This is a genomic window from Neobacillus terrae (genome assembly GCF_011393025.1).
GTDB classification, from domain to species: Bacteria; Bacillota; Bacilli; order Bacillales; family Cytobacillaceae; genus Neobacillus_A; species Neobacillus_A terrae.
This window is the reverse complement of sequence record NZ_JAAOEO010000012.1, coordinates 37,788-54,061: the sequence shown is the minus strand read 5'-3', so window position 1 is coordinate 54,061 and position 16,274 is coordinate 37,788. Positions and strand designations below refer to the sequence as shown.

Annotated in this window: 13 protein-coding genes, 1 pseudogene and 1 riboswitch; of the genes and pseudogenes, 9 read left to right on the top strand and 5 right to left on the bottom strand. The window is 40.0% G+C overall.

The window, feature by feature from the left end; translation table 11 throughout:
• Positions 1-60 precede the first annotated feature (60 nt).
• A pseudogene (locus G8761_RS28115) lies at positions 61-623 on the top strand (MASE3 domain-containing protein); the annotation flags it as partial.
• A gap of 81 nt (positions 624-704) precedes the next feature.
• The gene (locus G8761_RS28110; RefSeq protein ID WP_420800263.1) at positions 705-1,784 is read left to right on the top strand and encodes an ATP-binding protein; all 1,080 of its coding nucleotides are present in this window, start codon (positions 705-707) and stop codon (positions 1,782-1,784) included.
• Between the two features lie 215 nt (positions 1,785-1,999).
• On the opposite strand, the gene bacA is transcribed toward G8761_RS28110, so the two are convergent.
• Together bacA and G8761_RS17025 are read right to left on the bottom strand one after the other, a co-directional pair.
• The gene (gene bacA, locus G8761_RS17030) at positions 2,000-2,779 is read right to left on the bottom strand and encodes an undecaprenyl-diphosphate phosphatase (RefSeq protein WP_166028823.1); all 780 of its coding nucleotides are present in this window, start codon (positions 2,777-2,779) and stop codon (positions 2,000-2,002) included.
• 147 nt (positions 2,780-2,926) lie between these two features.
• Entirely contained in the window at positions 2,927-3,685 is a 759-nt protein-coding gene (locus tag G8761_RS17025; RefSeq protein WP_166028821.1) for a MerR family transcriptional regulator, read from the bottom strand.
• Positions 3,686-3,826: 141 nt separating this feature from the next.
• On the opposite strand from G8761_RS17025, the gene G8761_RS17020 reads away from it, so the two are divergent.
• Together G8761_RS17020 and G8761_RS17015 are read left to right on the top strand one after the other, a co-directional pair.
• A complete protein-coding gene (locus G8761_RS17020; protein ID WP_166028819.1) occupies positions 3,827-4,294 on the top strand; it encodes a GNAT family N-acetyltransferase in 468 nt (155 codons plus the stop codon).
• 186 nt (positions 4,295-4,480) lie between these two features.
• Positions 4,481-4,792, top strand: a complete 312-nt coding sequence (locus G8761_RS17015; RefSeq protein WP_166028817.1) for a hypothetical protein — start codon at positions 4,481-4,483, stop codon at positions 4,790-4,792.
• A gap of 301 nt (positions 4,793-5,093) precedes the next feature.
• Here G8761_RS17015 and G8761_RS17010 read toward each other — a convergent pair whose 3' ends face one another.
• On the bottom strand, positions 5,094-6,398 hold the full coding sequence (locus tag G8761_RS17010) for an Nramp family divalent metal transporter (RefSeq protein ID WP_166028816.1): 1,305 nt from the start codon (positions 6,396-6,398) through the stop codon (positions 5,094-5,096).
• 608 nt (positions 6,399-7,006) lie between these two features.
• The gene (locus tag G8761_RS17005; protein ID WP_166028815.1) at positions 7,007-7,270 is read right to left on the bottom strand and encodes a hypothetical protein; all 264 of its coding nucleotides are present in this window, start codon (positions 7,268-7,270) and stop codon (positions 7,007-7,009) included.
• A gap of 208 nt (positions 7,271-7,478) precedes the next feature.
• On the opposite strand from G8761_RS17005, the gene coaW reads away from it, so the two are divergent.
• Positions 7,479-8,279 carry a type II pantothenate kinase gene (gene coaW, locus G8761_RS17000; protein ID WP_207789258.1) on the top strand — a complete coding sequence of 267 codons (801 nt, stop codon included), beginning with the start codon at positions 7,479-7,481 and terminating at the stop codon, positions 8,277-8,279.
• Positions 8,280-8,379: 100 nt separating this feature from the next.
• Positions 8,380-10,239 (top strand): selenocysteine-specific translation elongation factor, encoded by a 1,860-nt coding sequence (gene selB / locus G8761_RS16995; protein ID WP_243450068.1) that lies wholly within the window; start codon positions 8,380-8,382, stop codon positions 10,237-10,239.
• 34 nt (positions 10,240-10,273) lie between these two features.
• Here the strand turns inward: selB and G8761_RS16990 are convergent, their stop codons facing one another.
• Positions 10,274-10,612 carry an NIPSNAP family protein gene (locus G8761_RS16990; protein WP_166028813.1) on the bottom strand — a complete coding sequence of 113 codons (339 nt, stop codon included), beginning with the start codon at positions 10,610-10,612 and terminating at the stop codon, positions 10,274-10,276.
• Between the two features lie 133 nt (positions 10,613-10,745).
• Positions 10,746-10,832, top strand: a riboswitch (cyclic di-GMP riboswitch).
• Positions 10,833-10,938: 106 nt separating this feature from the next.
• Between G8761_RS16990 and G8761_RS16985 the strand changes: the two genes are divergently transcribed.
• From G8761_RS16985 to G8761_RS16975, 3 genes are all read left to right on the top strand, one after another.
• On the top strand, positions 10,939-12,627 hold the full coding sequence (locus G8761_RS16985; protein ID WP_166028812.1) for a methyl-accepting chemotaxis protein: 1,689 nt from the start codon (positions 10,939-10,941) through the stop codon (positions 12,625-12,627).
• A 733-nt stretch (positions 12,628-13,360) separates the two neighbouring features.
• Positions 13,361-14,053: a response regulator transcription factor gene (locus tag G8761_RS16980; protein WP_166028811.1), complete on the top strand. Its 693-nt coding sequence runs from the start codon at positions 13,361-13,363 to the stop codon at positions 14,051-14,053.
• Positions 14,031-16,262 (top strand): sensor histidine kinase, encoded by a 2,232-nt coding sequence (locus G8761_RS16975; protein WP_166028810.1) that lies wholly within the window; start codon positions 14,031-14,033, stop codon positions 16,260-16,262. The genes G8761_RS16980 and G8761_RS16975 overlap by 23 nt, the downstream gene beginning before the upstream one ends.
• Positions 16,263-16,274 lie beyond the last annotated feature (12 nt).

Genomic DNA, 16,274 nt, shown 5'->3' with positions numbered 1-16,274 from the left:
GCTATTAATGTGAAAAGCTACCCGGGAATTCATGCCGTTTTAGAGTTTTTTACTATATCTATGGGTTTTTCTATCTTTACCTATGGTTGGAAGACGTTTACATACACGAAGTCATTACAGTTGCTATTACTCTCTTATACTTTTTTAACTGTCGGATTAATAGATTTGCTGCATGCATTATCCTATCATGGCATGCGTTTTTTATAGAAGAAAGTTCAGCTGCAAATAGTACATGGTTCTGGATTGCCGCCCGGATCTTCCAGGCAGTTTTTATGGTATCTGTTTTATTAATTCCTGCTAAAGTATTGTCAAAGGATCTCAGGCTTCCATTGTTCGCAGGAAGTATCCTGCTGGTACTCCTTGTTGCGGTTGGAGTATTTTCCTTCGGAGAAAAGCTTCCTGTCCTTGTGATAGAAGGAAATGGAACTACCCCATTAAAAAACGGCATGGAGTACTTTGTAGCATTTTTAAATGGAATCTCGATAGTCGTAAGCTTTAAAAATTACAGAAAAAGCAAGGATGCTATCTATTTAAATATTATGGTTGCATTCTTCTTTATGCTCACTGCGGAACTTATTTTTACCCAATATCTCAGCCTATACAGTGCTTTGCATTTTAGCGGGCATGTGATCAGGGCAATTGGGTATTTTTATATTTTGAAAGGATATTATTTTTCGCAAATTGATGCTGACAAAAGAAACGAAATGAAAATTGCTGAGGCAAGGCACGAGCTTAAAACAATCATGAAGGAACAGCATGGGCTTATTTTTAAAATTATAAAACAAGGCAATGAATATAAACATACTTTGTTTGATGGTGAGCTTCTTGAGAGATTACATCTTTCTCGGGAAGAGGTTTATGGAAAAACGATTCAGGAAGTGATTCCTGATAGCTATCCGATTCTACTGGAAAAATACAGGATTGCCTGGGAGGAAGGAGAAAGGGTTACCTTTGAATTTAAACATCGGGAATATTCCCTGTATGTTCTGTTAAAGCCAGTTTTCCAAGGAGGAAAAGTAATAGAAGTAATAGGGTCCGTTACAGATATTTCAAAAGTGAAGGTTTTGGAGGAAACAGTAAGAAATAATGAAAAGCTTGGTATACTTGGTGAATTGGCAGCAGGAATTGCCCATGAGGTAAGAAACCCTCTGACCACTTTAAAAGGATTTTTACAGTTAATTAAGCCTGAAGCAGGCGAGAGCAACAAAATGTTTATCGATTTAATGCTCAACGAAGTGAACCGAATTGAAATGATTACAGAGGAGTTTATGTCCATTGCCAGGCCGCAGGCATTAATTTTCAAAGAAGAAAATACATACAAAATTATTGAGGAAGTGGTTCATTTTATGGAACCGCAGTCCCTTTTAAAAGGAGTTCAGGTTCATTTATACGCCAGTGCTCCAAGCTATCCGGTTGTCTGTGAAAAAAATCAGCTGAAGCAGGTTTTTATTAATCTTATAAAAAATGCCTTAGAAGCCATGCCGGGTGGAGGCAATCTTTACATAATGGTTAAATCAAATATCGGTTATAATGAAATTTCATTTGTTGACGAAGGGATAGGAATTCCGGAAGAGGTCATCCAAAAACTGGGGCAGCCTTTCTTTACCATGAAAGAGGGGGGACATGGGCTAGGTTTAATGATGTGCAACCGGATTATTGAGGCTCATGGAGGATATACCGACATAAAAAGCCAGGTAGGAATGGGAACCGAATTTAAGATTTATCTGCCAATGGAAAACAAACACTCCGAAGAACAACGCAACATACATAACGCTTCTATTTAAAAAAGCTGACTCAGGGAGAGTCAGCTTTTTGATTAGAATAATATTACATAAAGATTGTTGCTTTGCCGAAACGGTGAGCAAAAATAGGCGAGACTCCTTTGGGAAAAGCAAGCCAGGCGAGACCCCGCAGGTCGTTATCGACCGAGGAGGCTCGCGGATTGCCCGAGGAAAGCGAGTCTATTTTTGGTTTATTAACAACAAAGTTACGGAAAGAGCTAAAATAATAAAGCCCATACAGCTATTGCCAAAACGAAACGATAAATAGCAAACGGAGTTAATTTCACTTTTGCTAAAAGCTTAAGGAAGAAGACAATTGCCATCATAGCCACGATAAACGCTGTGATAAAACCGGTAAGGAAGAGCCCGGTATCATTTGCTGAAAGGGTGTCAGCGCTCTTTATCAGATCGAGGCCGCTTGCCGCAATCATCATAGGAACCGCTACTAAGAATGAGAATTCAGCCGCAGTTTTATGGTTGGTTCCAAGTAAGATACCACCTGCAATGGTTGCACCGGAGCGGGAGAAACCCGGAAATAAGGCAAGACATTGGAAAAGACCAATTCCGAAAGCTTGTTTATAAGTAATTTGGTCAAGATTTTCGGATGTAACTGGATGCTTCTTTTTTTCAGCATAGATCATTAAAATACCGCCTAGTACCAGTGTGATCGCAACTGTTTTGTAGGAGAATAATACATCTTTAATGAAATCATGAAAAAGAAGTCCAAGAATAACAGCTGGAATCATCGCCACGATGATATGCAGCAGATTAAGTCCATTCTTCTTAAAAGTAAATAAGGACAGTAATCTCTTGAAGTACAAGACAATAACGGCACAAATGGATCCAAGCTGGATAACAATTTCAAATGTTTTTGCTTTCTCACTTGTAAAATTCAAAAGCTCGCCAGTTAAAATCAAATGGCCAGTGGAGGATACAGGGAGGAATTCAGTCAGCCCTTCAACAATCCCCATGATAATCGCAATAATATGTTCCGACATTTTTTACACCTTCTTTTAATAAATACTCACAAAGATTAATTATAGGGGAAGAAAGTCAAAAAGGAAAATAAAAAATGGATGAAAAAAGCATGAGAATGACCGAAAAAGTCGAAAAGCACACCCGCCTTCGAGCGGATGTGCTTCCATTTACTTTAAGTTATCGCAATAAATATTGATAGCCTCACGTAAAAATGGGGCAAAGTTTTCACCGAATTTATTAATGTTCTTGGTAAAACGGGGATCAGCTACATAAAGTTCGCCAAGTCCTCGGAAAATCTCCGGAGTACACTCATAGAAATGATCGGTAATGAACTGTCTCCATTCTCCAATCGCAGTTTGGATATCCTGGTCTGCTGGTCCAAACTTCATTCTTGAAGCAATCAGGCTGAATAACTCGTTCATCTTTGACTGAATTCCCGACCAGTCATTTTGATTATAATGTGCAACCCGCTTCTCAGATTGTTCCACTATTTCTTTTCCATACTTTTCACGTGCTTCGTGCGCATATTTTTCCTGGTGCTTTTTAATATCTTCCATATTAAATCCTTTGAACATTTCCTCGTTTTCCATTCTTTCATCCCTTTCCAATGCCCGAAGTGTGTTTTCTACTGTTAAAATCATTTTCTCAAGCCGTTCTTTTTTCTCCATCAGCAGCTTCTTATGAGTACGAAGGGCTCTCTGCCGATCAAAGTCAGGACGGTCGAGAATAGATTTTATTTCATCAAGTGCAAAGCCAATTTCTTTAAAAAATAATATTTGCTGAAGGCGTTCCAGGTTTTTGTGGGTATATAATCGGTAACCGGCCGTTGTTACCGATTCAGGCTGCAGTAGCTCGATATGGTCGTAGTGATGAAGAGTGCGTACGCTCACTCCTGCCATTTCTGCTACCTCTTTGATTTTAAACATATACTACCTAACACCTCCATCTTTATCGTAAAGGATGACGTAACGTCAGAGTCAAGGAAAAAAATATTTTTATTATATATTTAAAGGCTTTTTACATATCTGAAAAGAATTAGTTGAAAATCAAATGATAAGGAGTACACCATGATAAAATCTTTAGATTTAACGGACAATACATTGCTTCAGGAGTTATATGATCTTCAAAAAGCTTCCTACCAGGTAGAAGCAGAACGAATTGGTTTTTATGAAATTCCGACTTTGAAGGAATCGATTGAAGAACTAAAAGAATCAAAAGAAAAATTACTCGGCTTCTTTTGTTCTGAATTGCTATGCGGAGCTATTTCCTGGACTGAAGAAGGAGGGCTGGTAACAATTTGCAAATTAATGGTACATCCAGGATATTTTCGGAGGGGAATCGCCCAGGCTTTAATAAGTAAACTTGAAGAATCTGTCCCGGAAGCAAAAGGGTTTAGAGTATCAACAGGCCGTGACAACTTCCCTGCCTTACTGCTTTATCAAAAGAACGGTTTTCAAGTGATAGAAGAGAGGGAAGTTGCACCTTCTTTTTATATCAGCATACTTGAAAAAAATGACATAATAAACAGCAGGTGAATTTTTGGAATGAAAAAAGAGGGTACCGCGAGTATGGTGGTATGTAAATAAAGAATCAGGTGGAAATAAAAGGGATTTTACAAACGGTTTAACAATGCCCCTGGTTTGAATTTCAAAAAAACAGGCTAATTTAAGAACAAATCATTTTTTTACTATAGTTCCTAAATTAGAGAGGGGAAAAACTGTATGAAAACGCTATACGGTTTAATGACTGACACTGGAAGCGGCAATGAGTTTTTATATGACTTAGGTTTATGGGAAACAGAAGAAGCCGCCGCTAAATACTTAAATAATGAAATGCCAAATTCTACAGGGATTTGGGTTGAAGCAATAGTTGTAAATGATGCGCTGCCAAATGATCTTGACGATAATACAGATGAAATGGCGGTTTGCTCACAGTGCGGAGTGGAATACAATAAAGCAGACCTAACCACCATTAATGATGAGGAAGTTTGTATTTATTGTGAGCCAGCTGTTAGGCAAAATATGCCAGGTTAATAGAGTACAAGAAAAACACGTCTCAAGATGAGAGACGTGTTTTTTTACAAGAAATAAAGTATATAATACTCAACCTTGTTTAACTGTCTAGCTCTAGCGCCCAGCGAGTTTTCATCTCTGTAAAGCTTCCTTGAGTTTCTTGCATCAAGTATGACCGTAGGTGATACTTGGTGCAGCTAGTGTCCATCCCACTTCTCCCTACGATAAGTCAACATCGAAATGCTTTGCATTTCGTGTATCCTTTATCTCAGTCGAAGTGGGCCCCAGTCCATACGTCGCTGAACGGGCGCTTGCGCTTTTCTTATGAAAAGAAGGTTTGGTAGATGAGCCACATGTTCAGGGAAAGGATTACTACCGCAATAAGGGAAGAGAGTATGGTAATATGCGGCTTGTTGGTAAGAACCCCCATTAGTTCCTTTTTCCTTGAGAAATAAATCAAGGCAATAACTGGGAAAGGAAGGACAATGCTAAGGACAACCTGGCTGATTACCAATGTCATGGTTGGGTCCAGGCCAATAGCTACTATCACGAAGGTAGGAGCCATTGTTACCAAGCGGCGAATCCATACAGGTATGGTAAATCCTACGAAGCCCTGCATTATTACCTGGCCAGCCATTGTTCCAACTACTGAGCTTGAAAGACCGGAAGCAAGCAGCGAGATAAGGAACACGCTGGATGCAGCCGATCCCAGCAGTGGTGTTAAGGTATGATAGGCGGTTGTCAGGTCACCGACATTGCTGTTTCCACTTGTATTAAAGACGGACGCTGCCATATACATCATTGATAAGTTTACAAATCCGGCTAAAGTCATGGCTATCAATATTTCTTTTGTGCTGAATTTATGGATTTTAAGCTTTTCCATATCATTTCTTGGTACAATCCGTCCCTGTGTCAGGCTCGAATGAAGGTATATGGCGTGCGGCATGACAGTTGCCCCAATTACCCCAACTGCGAGCAATATGCTTTCGTTATTGCCAAGCCAAGGTACAACGCTGTGATACGCTATTTGTGAAAAATTTGGCTGTGAGAGGATTGTTTCGCCTACATAGCACAATCCAATCAATGCAGCAAACGCAGCTATAAATTTTTCCATTGGTCTGAATCCGAAACGTTCGAGCATTAGTATCAAGTAAGTGACTATTCCTGTTATGATGGTAGCATAAATCATTGGTATGCCGAAAAGTAAATTTAATGCGAGTGTTGCTCCTAAAAACTCCGCTATATCCGTAGCCATTGCTGCAAGCTCTGATACAATCCACATGATATAGGTGAGCCATTTCGGCATATTCTCCCTGCAGATTTCAGGAAGGCTTTTACCTGTCGCTATCCCCAGTTTTGCAGACATGTTTTGCAGCAGCATTGCCATTAGGTTGGCTAAAACAATAACCCAGAGCATTTTATAGCCAAACTTGGCACCGCTTTGTATATTAGTGGCAAAGTTCCCAGGGTCAACGTAAGCAATGGAAGCAATAAACGCTGGTCCAAGGAAAGGCAGTAGTGCCTTAAATCCTGTAATTTTTCCATTTATAGCGTCCCTTGCTGCTTCGACCGTCTTGCTTGATGCGGTCTGTGTGCTGTCAACAGCAACAGAATTGGATCTACTCATAATTTCTCATCCTCTCTCTTTTGCTTGGACGCTTAATTCTTTACTATGTCAATAAAAGTTTCCTTAGTGCAACTTTATTAGACTATTATATTGTATATTTGATGTTTTGTGAACTATTTTGTGCTAAATGAGTCAAGCGCATGTAAAAATTTTTCTATTGACATATTTTCCATCTTGAAATTAGTGGTGAGAAATATAAAAAAACCCAGACAGGAGTCTGAGTTCGAAATGTGACAGATATTGATGGAAAAAGAGACGTTTACTTAACGAAAGTCCTGGTTTAGCGGCCGGAAAGAGCGCTCAGGGGGAGAAACGGTTACGGAAGCTCCCGCTTCGTGACCGGAATGAATGCTTGTTCGGAAAAACAGAAACGAAAGTCCCGCTTAGCGCCGGAAAGAGCCTCAGAGGGAGAAACGGTAACCAAAGCCCCGCTTATAGACATAATGAGCGCCTGTCGGGGAAAAGGTCAATAAACCGAACATCGATTATTGATGTTGTTTAATATAAGTGCTAAGTTCCGTTTCATTGTTTGTTAAAAGGACAATTCCATTTTGATCAAAAAGATAATAGGATGGATCCTTTTCAATATGGAGCTCAGGGTAGGCCTTTTACGCCATTTGTACGGTTGGGAGGCTGAGAATATCTTTTACTCCTTCTGAAATAGCTTCATTTGTTTCAATGGAGGAACCGGCTGTTGTTCCAACTGTTAAAAGGGAATAATGGCCATCCTCATCAGCCAGTAATTGAGGATATGCGAAAGAACTTTTTGAACCGCCAGCATTGATTTCTTTCTTTTCACTGGCATTCACTTTACATGTAGTGGTTTTGGTTTTTTCCGCTTCCTTTTGACAGCCTGCAAGGATGGTAAACACGGCTAAAAATAAAAAGAGTTTTTTATATAATTTCTTCCTTTTGGGATGAATTTTTTCTTCTTTTTTTCAAAGTAACATGAAACCAGGCTATTTGAACCGGAGTTTTGTGAAGGAATTGTGAAAGAATAGGCAGGAAATTAGAGATTGAAAATCAAATAAAAAATGTAGGAAGTACGTTCTTTTAGTCAAAAGACGAGGAGGAATATTGATGCAAAGGCTGGGAATTGATGCAGGGGGAACTTTAATCAAGATTGCGGTTGAAGAGAATGGCAAATATCATTTAAAAATGTATCCGCTTGATGAATTGGAAAGTGTGATGTCATGGCTAAAAATGTCTGCACCTATCGCGAAGGTAGCTTTGACAGGTGGAAAAGCAAATCAGCTTAAAAAGCAATTTTTGCATGATGCCATTATGGTCGAGGAGTTTCAGGCAACTTGCGATGGAGCTCGGTTTCTTTTAATGGAAGAAAAGAAGGAATTACAGGTTCCATATTTGCTTGTTAATATCGGTACAGGAACTTCCTGGTACCATATTAAGGGCAGCGAGTCGGAACGAATCCTTGGCAGCGGGCTTGGCGGAGGAGCATATATGGGGCTTGGATCCCTTCTGGCAAAAGAAGTGGGTTTTCACCAGCTTACGGAATTTGCTGCTGTGGGCAATAAGGGGAAAGCCGATTTACTCGTAAAGGATATTTATGAAGGAGAAGAACCGCCGATTGGGGCAGATTTAACAGCAGCCAATTTTGCGAAGGTATCAAAAGGCACACCTTCTAAGGAGGATCTTATATCATCCTTATCCAATATGATTGCCGAAAATATTGTCCTATTAAGCCTCCAGGCTGCAGCGATCCATCATGTGAAAGATATTGTCTATATTGGCAGCACTCTTAGTGGGAATTCAGCTTTAAAAAATAGTCTTGAATCGTATACGGAGATGCTTAGCCTCACTCCTCATTTTTTGGAAAAGGGTCAATTCTGCGGTGCCTATGGTGCTCTGCTGAGCCTTTAGAAAAGTATCTTGAAGAAAGAAGGATTTAAGGCTACAGTAGTAGGAGACAGACAGAATGAAGTAGGTGGCTGAATTGGATAAACGCTATTTTACAATCGGAATGGCCGGCCATATTGACCATGGAAAAACCTCATTGACCAAGGCATTAACCAACGTCGATACGGACCGTTTAAAAGAAGAGAAAGAGCGGCAAATTTCTATTGAACTTGGATTTGCCCCTTTATATGAGGATGAAGAGCTTCAAATTTCAGTTATTGATGTGCCAGGGCACGAACGCTTTATCAGGCAAATGATTGCGGGTGTTGGAGGCATTGACCTGGTTGTTCTGGTGGTAGCAGCTGACGAGGGTGTTATGCCGCAAACACGTGAGCACCTTGATATTCTCGGTTTCCTTGGAATAAAAAAAGGAATTGTAGCCATCACCAAAATTGACAGGGTTGAAGAAGAATTTATTGAACTCGTGAAGGATGATATATATTCAGAGTTAGAGGGCACCGTTTTCGAAGAGGCACCGTTTGTAATGGTCGACAGCCTCTCGAAAAGAGGGATAGAAGAGATACGAAGCCTGATTATCAATACGCTAAAAGAGCAGGAAATGCGGGATGCCAAGGGAGCTTTCCGTCTGCCAATTGATCAGGTTTTTACTGTAAAAGGCCAGGGTACTGTTGTGCGCGGTACCGTATATGAAGGCTCGGTAGAGGAGGGTGAGGCTCTGACGATTATGCCTAAAAACATCGAGGTCAGGGCCAGGCAGCTGCAGGTACATCATAAACCTGCACAAAAAGCCTATGCGGGGCAGCGTGCTGCCATTAATCTTTCCGGAATTTCCCGCGAAGAGCTAGAACGGGGAGACGTACTGGTATCGTCCGAACATTTTATCGTCACAAAAACCGTGGATGTTGCGATAAGAGTGGTCGAGGACTTGGAGCATATCATTAAGCAGCGGATGCCAATAAAGCTTCATATCGGAACGGCAGAGGTGATGGGCCGAATTGTCTTTTTCGATCGGAATGAACTCAAGGAAGAAAACGGGGAAATCCTTTGTCAGCTGAGGCTTGAGGAAGAAATTCTCACGAAACGTGGCGATAGGTTTATCCTCAGGCGCCCAAGCCCGCAGGAAACCATCGGAGGCGGATGGGTGATTGACCCACGTGGGAATAAGTACCGTTTTGGTGATCAGACCATTGAAGAATTAGAGAAGAAAAAGGAAGGATCACCTAAGGAACGGATTTCAGCTGCTTTATATGAAGCAAAAAGCCTTCAGCTATCAGAATTAATTAAGAGAACAGCGCTTGATGAAGAACTGCTCCGTCAGCATTTGCAGGATGAGGAGTTCGTGTTATATAACGGAAAAGAGTACACACTCGGTTCCTTAATCCATGCGATTGAGGAGGATATTTACGATAGGATTCAGGAGTTTCATTTGGCTAATACAATGAAAGCTGGATTAAACAAGGCAGAGCTGCTGCAGTCCATGCAAAAAAGGTTCCCAAAATCCTTACTTGATTATGTAGTTGAAAATGGGATTAGCCGGGGAGTTTTTGCAAGAAAAGGACAATTTGTCTCCCTGGTGAACTTTACTCCGCACGTTCCAAAAAACTGGCAAAAGCGTTCTGAAAACCTCGTTGAGGAACTTAAAAAGGATGGACTTCAGGTACGTTATCTTCAGGAATATTTTACGAAAGCAGGAATCCCGGACAATCTGACTTGGGATTTAAGAAAGTTCCTGGAGGATGAGGGTCTTCTCGTTTTGCTTGATGAACAATTTGCCTATCATGGAGCTATATTCGAAAAAGCGGTTGCAGATCTTAAGAAGGGAACAGGAAGTGAATTTGAAGTGGGGGATGCCAAGGAGATTCTTGGACTGTCACGAAAATACATGATTCCTTTTCTTGAACGCCTCGATGCCAATGGTTTAACAAAACGCGCTGAAAACAAGCGTGTATGGATAGAGAAATAAGGATTAAAGCAGGGCCCGATAGCGGCCCTGCTTTTTAATACAAAGTGGATCTCACTTCTTCGTTTTTAACTTCTAAAATATATTCTTTAAAAACATGCTCTCTGCCTCCATTTTTTTCATACCAATCTTTAATCCTCTGAATATGGGCCGTATCATTTTTTATATTTTTCTCTATTTCTATGTAATGTTCATAGCTGTCGTATTCCCAAATAGCAAATATTTCAAAGGTATGATCCTGGTTGTCTTTCATCCATCGGCCTACCATACGTGAGCCTTGCTTTAGTTGATTGGGTAAGTTTGTTTTGTTGAAATGTTCGTTAAAATTCTCAACAAAGTGGCTCTTCACAATATAAGATTTTCTCCGATAAAACATATGAAACCTCCTTCTCTAAAACTATTATAATGAAAATTTTTCCTCATAATCCAATATTGTATTATAATTGGTAAATGTTATAATAACCTCTGGGAGAAAGGAACTACGTTATTTACAAAAATTTAAATATTTACTCCGAAAAATGCAAACCTGTCGAAAGTCAGCGGCGCAAAGCTAAAGGGGCTAAGGAGTTTATGTCTATGCCAGCCAGCATGCCGAATAGTTTCAGATGAAGCTATTCTTTTAGGAATGGCCTTTTAGTGTGGATTTAAGCTTTTTAAAATAATACATAACTGCAAGGAACAGACAGAAAGGGAATGGTTTAGTTGTTTACAATCAGCAGAAAGTTGTACAGTGGTTTTTTGGCTATTTTAATTCTAATGGGAGCTATTATCTCACTCGGTTTTTACGAGATTTCGAGAGTTAATGCTTCTTATGAAAACTTATTACAGGACCGGGTTGATAAAGTACTTCGCGCTAAGGACATGGTCATTGCTGTTAGGGAAAGGCAAGTAGCAGGCAGAGGTTATCTTTTAACAGGAAATCTTGAAGATAAACTCAGTTTTCAAGACTTGCATAAGGAATTTCAAAAATCGAGCAAAGAATTAGATGCCAAACTTAAAACAGCTAAAGGCAAAAAGCTTCTTAAGGAAATTATTGAAATAAACAAAGAATATGATGACTTAATGGAAAGAGCTTTCAATTTGAAAGACGAAAATAACACAAGAGCGTATACTACAATCGTTTCTATTGAAACCCCTCCAGTGGTTGAAAAGTTTGCTGCAAAGTCAGATGAATTTATTAAATATCAAAACAGTATGCTTGCAAGTCAACGTAACGCAACAGATGAAGGAACTAAAGCTACTCAATTTTGGATGCTCCTGATTGGCATTATTTCTCTAGCTGTTGGTCTAGTAATTGCCTATTTTATCAGCAGAGTCATCTCCCGTCCGGTTAAGAGAATGGCCGCTGCTGCTGAACAAATTGCTGGCGGAGACCTTACTGTTGATCTTATTAAAATTAAGAACAAGGACGAAATTGGCCAGCTGGCAAACTCATTTAATCATATGGGTGAGAATCTTCGCCAATTAATCCGTCATGTTTCGTCCACGTCTGAACAGGTAGCTGCTTCCGCTGAAGAGTTAATGGCTAGTGCAGATCAAACTGCCAAAGCAACTGAACAGGTTACAATGTCCCTCCAGGATGTGGCTGTTGGAGCAGAGAAACAGGTTAGCAGCCTGGATGAAAGCTCCAATGCAGTAAATGAAATGTCCTTTGGCGTCCGTCAAATTGCAGCAAGCGCTCAAAATGTTTCAGACCATATGGGCGAAACCTCTGAGGCTGCCCAGCTTGGCGGAGAAGCTGTTCAGGATGCCGTCGAGCAAATGGGAGAAATCAATAAAACAGTCACTGACTTAAATCAAGTTGTAAGGGGACTGGGTGAACGTTCCAAGCAAATTGGACAAATTGTAGACGTAATAACAGGCATCGCCTCCCAAACAAACCTCCTTGCGCTGAATGCCGCAATAGAAGCGGCAAGAGCGGGAGAACAGGGGAAAGGCTTTGCGGTGGTGGCAGACGAGGTTAGGCAGCTTGCCGAACAGTCTGCTGCTTCAGCCCGCCAAATTGCCGGATTAATTGAATTAATTCAGTCTGAGACAGATAATGCGGTTAACTCGATGACGCTTACAACGCGGAAAGTAGAGGAAGGAATTAAAGCAGTTGACCATACCGGAACATCATTAAAACAAATTCAGCTCTCTGTAGAACAGGTTGCCTCTCAAATTGTGGAAGTATCTTCTGCCACGCAGCAAATGGCGGCAGGTGCAGAACAAATAGGGGGAAGTATGGACACCATTTCAAAAATTGCTGAGGAATCGTCAAAGGCAAGCCAAATGGTTTCCAGCTCTGCACAGGAACAGCTTGCAAGTATGGAGGAGATTACAGCTTCAGCGAATTCACTAACCAATATGGCAGTAGAACTGCAGGATCTGGTTGGGAAGTTTAGAGTATAGCAAAGAAGGCTGAAAAAGCCTTCTTTTTTACCGGCAAGAATACTTACTTTTAAAAAACCCCGCTTCCTTGAAGGGGGATTTTGAAAGAAATAAAGAACTTTTTAATAGAAATGAAGACTTTTCGAAAGAATTGAAGAACTTTTTAATAGAATCGAAGTATTTTTCGAAAGAAGGGAAGAAATATTTTACAAAAACGAAGCTTTTTTAATAGAAATGAAGAACGACGTGAAAGAAATGCACGATTTTTAAAAGGAAATGCACGAAATTGAGAGATGAATGCACGGTTTCACTTAAAGAATGCACATGATGGAGTTCAAAATGCACGCCCTACTCGGCTTATGCACCAAAATCGATTTAAATGCACGGTTATGCGGCCGCAGGGAGTTCGGAATTCCAGGTCATTAAACTAACAGAACTGTCCTTTGGGCAGTTCTTTTGTATGTCCCCAAAAAAGAAATAAAGTTTCCAGTATCGAATCTATAACTATATTTAAAACTTTATATGTAACTTTAAAATTTGTTTACCTTCAGCGCCTAGGGGCTCGAGGTCATAAGCCAATCTGTCGGAAGCATAAAGAACAACCTTCCTCCGACTCGTCTTATGCTTGTCGCCCCTAAACATTCGCTTGCGTTTTTCTGTCAATTTTAAGAAATTCTTAAGATTTTTGCAGACTGAATGTTAAGATTCGTTGGTTACTATAGATTTATCGAAGGATAGGAAAGGAGGTTTCAAGATGAATCCATATTTTGTTCTTGTCGTGGATGATGAGAAAGAGATTCGGGATGCTATCGAAATTTATTTGAAAAATGAAGGAATCACGGTATTAAAAGCCGGAGATGGAATAGAAGCGCTGGATATTTTGAATGAACATAAGGTACATCTTATTATCCTGGATGTGATGATGCCGCGACTGGATGGGATATCGGCAACCTTTAAAATTAGGGAGAAGCAAAATATACCGATCATCATTTTAAGCGCAAAAAGCGAGGATACCGATAAGATCCTGGGCTTGCAGGTAGGAGCAGATGACTATGTTACAAAACCATTCAATCCAATGGAACTCGTTGCACGGGTAAAATCTCAGCTGCGCAGATATGTTGCACTCGGTACATACGAAGGTTTTTCAAAAAAGATTGACCTAAACGGACTGACACTCGACCAGGATGCAAAAGAGGTCAAGGTTCATGGAGAGCCGGTAAAGCTTACGCCAATCGAATATAAAATAGTCGAGCTGCTTATGAAGAATGCTGGCAGGGTTTTCTCCATTAATGAAATCTATGAGCTGGTCTGGAAGGAATCCTGCTATAACGCTGAAAATACAGTCGCCGTCCATATTAGGAAAATACGCGAAAAAATTGAAATTGATCCGAAAAATCCAAGATTTTTAAAGGTGGTTTGGGGTATTGGGTACAAAATGGAGAAATAGATGGAAGCTCGCTTTGCTGGCAATCCTATTTACATTTGGTTTAAGTGGTGTCTTAACTTTTATAGCCAATGGCACAGATTATCTGCAGCCAGATTATTTTAAAACTCCAAATTTTCTGGGGCTCCAAGACGAATTTGTCTCCTATCTAAAAGAATTCGAATTAAATGAGACTACCAAGGAAGAAGCTAAGAAATCTATTATGGTAACGAAAGATGAGATTGAAGAACATCGTAATCGATATGGCAATTTAACCGACCAGATAATTAATATTAAGGGCCAATATGACCCGAAAATTGAAGAAGCAAAAGCTGCGGAAGACCAGGTATCAGCGGATACATACAGAACAGTGAGAGACAAAAAAATCGCTGACATTACTAAAAACTTTCAGGATGAAGATTATGTTAAACAAAAGGTTATAAAAGAGAAAGAAAAAAAGATTGATGATTACTTTGCAGAGAGGGAAAGCAGCCGTCCGCAGTTTCTGCAGCTGAAAAGTGCTTTTAAGTATTACATAAAAAATAATGAGACAGATAAAGTATATACGAATTTAAATATCTCAGATACTGATTCACCAAAGGATTATATGAATAACAAAAATATGCTATCTATAACTCACTATTCTGCAGATGCTTTCTCAAACCAGACAATCATGATAGATGGCCAGGAACTGCTTCCAAAAGTGACTGGAACCTTTGATGGCTGGGTTGGCGTTTCTAAATCAGCTCCATTAGAAAGCAGGGTAATGCAGGATTATCATAGCTATAAAACAAAGCAAATGTTTTTACTGGTCTATACTGTAACAAGCGTTCTAGCGTTCTTACTTAGTATTTTTCTCGGTAAGAGTTCCAAAGTCATACCTTTAACGATTGAAAAATGGAGGCCCTATTATAACAAGCTTCCCATTGATTCAAGAGCGGTTCTGTTAGGAATTTCAGGAATTGGCACGATTCTTTTTTTGTTCGTTATTACAAACCAGGTGCTTAATTTGAATGATTACCCTTATCAATTCCTTCCGGATATTCTTACAGGAATCGTATTTGGCTCCCTCTTCATGTCACTCGCCCTCTTACAGGGTAAACTGCTTATTGACGAATTAAAGGATTGGTCAAATGTTAAAAAGGAATGGGAAAGAGGGTTAGTCAGCAAAGGGCGGCATAAAATGAAAGGATCCATGAATAACGCAAAGGAAAGCCTTCAAGAAGCTTTTTTGAACCAGTCCTTCGGCACCCAGCTTCTCATCAGCCTTGCTGCAGTATTTATTATCAGTTTTGTGTTAGCTCTTTTCTCAACTGCAGCTAATATACCCATTTTAATGTTCTACTTTTTATTGCTGCTATTTATTGGTATACCTTTATTTCTGTTAATGGTGAAAAAGGCAGGTTATTTTAATACCATTATTCAAAAAACCAACGAGCTTGCAGCAGGAAGGATCGGCCCGGACCTGCCCGTTTCTGGAAAGTCCGTCTTATCCATTCTTGCTGGAAATATTAATGAGTTGAAACAAGGCGTGAAAAAATCGCAAACTGAATTCGCAAAGAGTGAGAGACTGAAGACTGAGCTGATCACAAATGTCAGCCACGATCTGAGAACACCATTAACTTCTATTATTACTTATACAGAACTGCTAAAAGCTGATGATATACCAACTGAAGACCGGGAAGCTTATTTAGAGATAATTGACCGCAAATCCAAACGCCTTAAGGTCTTAATAGATGATTTATTTGAGGTTTCGAAAATGGCCAGCGGGAACATGGAGCTTACAAAGGAAAAAATAAACCTGGTGGAATTATTGAACCAGGCACTTGCTGAACATGATAGTCCTTCCAATCTGCAATTTCGTCTGACAGTTCCCGACGAACCGGTTTACTCTCTAGTGGACGGACAAAAGCTTTGGCGTGTGTTTGATAACTTAATACAGAATATTTATAATTATTCGCTGGAAAATTCGCGCGTTTATATTAACCTTAAAACGGTGGAAAATGAAGCAATCATCACTTTTAAAAATGTCTCCAAATATGAATTAAGCGAAAATGTCGATGAGCTTTTTGAACGATTTAAGCGCGGAGATAAATCCCGTCATACCAATGGTTCCGGCCTGGGGCTTGCGATAGCCCAGTCTATTGTTGATTTTCACGGCGGTGTAATGGCGATAGAGGCAGACGGCGATTTGTTTAAAGTCACCATTATTCTAAAAAAAGAAGCAAAATAACCAAAGCAAAAG

Bases quoted from the DNA above. Each gene is read 5' to 3' on its own strand.
- G8761_RS16980 (WP_166028811.1), top strand. From the start codon at position 13,361: ATGAATCCATATTTTGTTCTTGTCGTGGATGATGAGAAAGAGATTCGG.
- bacA (WP_166028823.1), bottom strand. From the start codon at position 2,779: ATGTCGGAACATATTATTGCGATTATCATGGGGATTGTTGAAGGGCTG.
- G8761_RS17025 (WP_166028821.1), bottom strand. From the start codon at position 3,685: ATGTTTAAAATCAAAGAGGTAGCAGAAATGGCAGGAGTGAGCGTACGC.
- selB (WP_243450068.1), top strand. From the start codon at position 8,380: ATGGCCGGCCATATTGACCATGGAAAAACCTCATTGACCAAGGCATTA.
- coaW (WP_207789258.1), top strand. From the start codon at position 7,479: ATGCAAAGGCTGGGAATTGATGCAGGGGGAACTTTAATCAAGATTGCG.
- G8761_RS28110 (WP_420800263.1), top strand. From the start codon at position 705: ATGAAAATTGCTGAGGCAAGGCACGAGCTTAAAACAATCATGAAGGAA.
- G8761_RS16990 (WP_166028813.1), bottom strand. From the start codon at position 10,612: ATGTTTTATCGGAGAAAATCTTATATTGTGAAGAGCCACTTTGTTGAG.
- G8761_RS17015 (WP_166028817.1), top strand. From the start codon at position 4,481: ATGAAAACGCTATACGGTTTAATGACTGACACTGGAAGCGGCAATGAG.
- G8761_RS17010 (WP_166028816.1), bottom strand. From the start codon at position 6,398: ATGAGTAGATCCAATTCTGTTGCTGTTGACAGCACACAGACCGCATCA.
- G8761_RS17020 (WP_166028819.1), top strand. From the start codon at position 3,827: ATGATAAAATCTTTAGATTTAACGGACAATACATTGCTTCAGGAGTTA.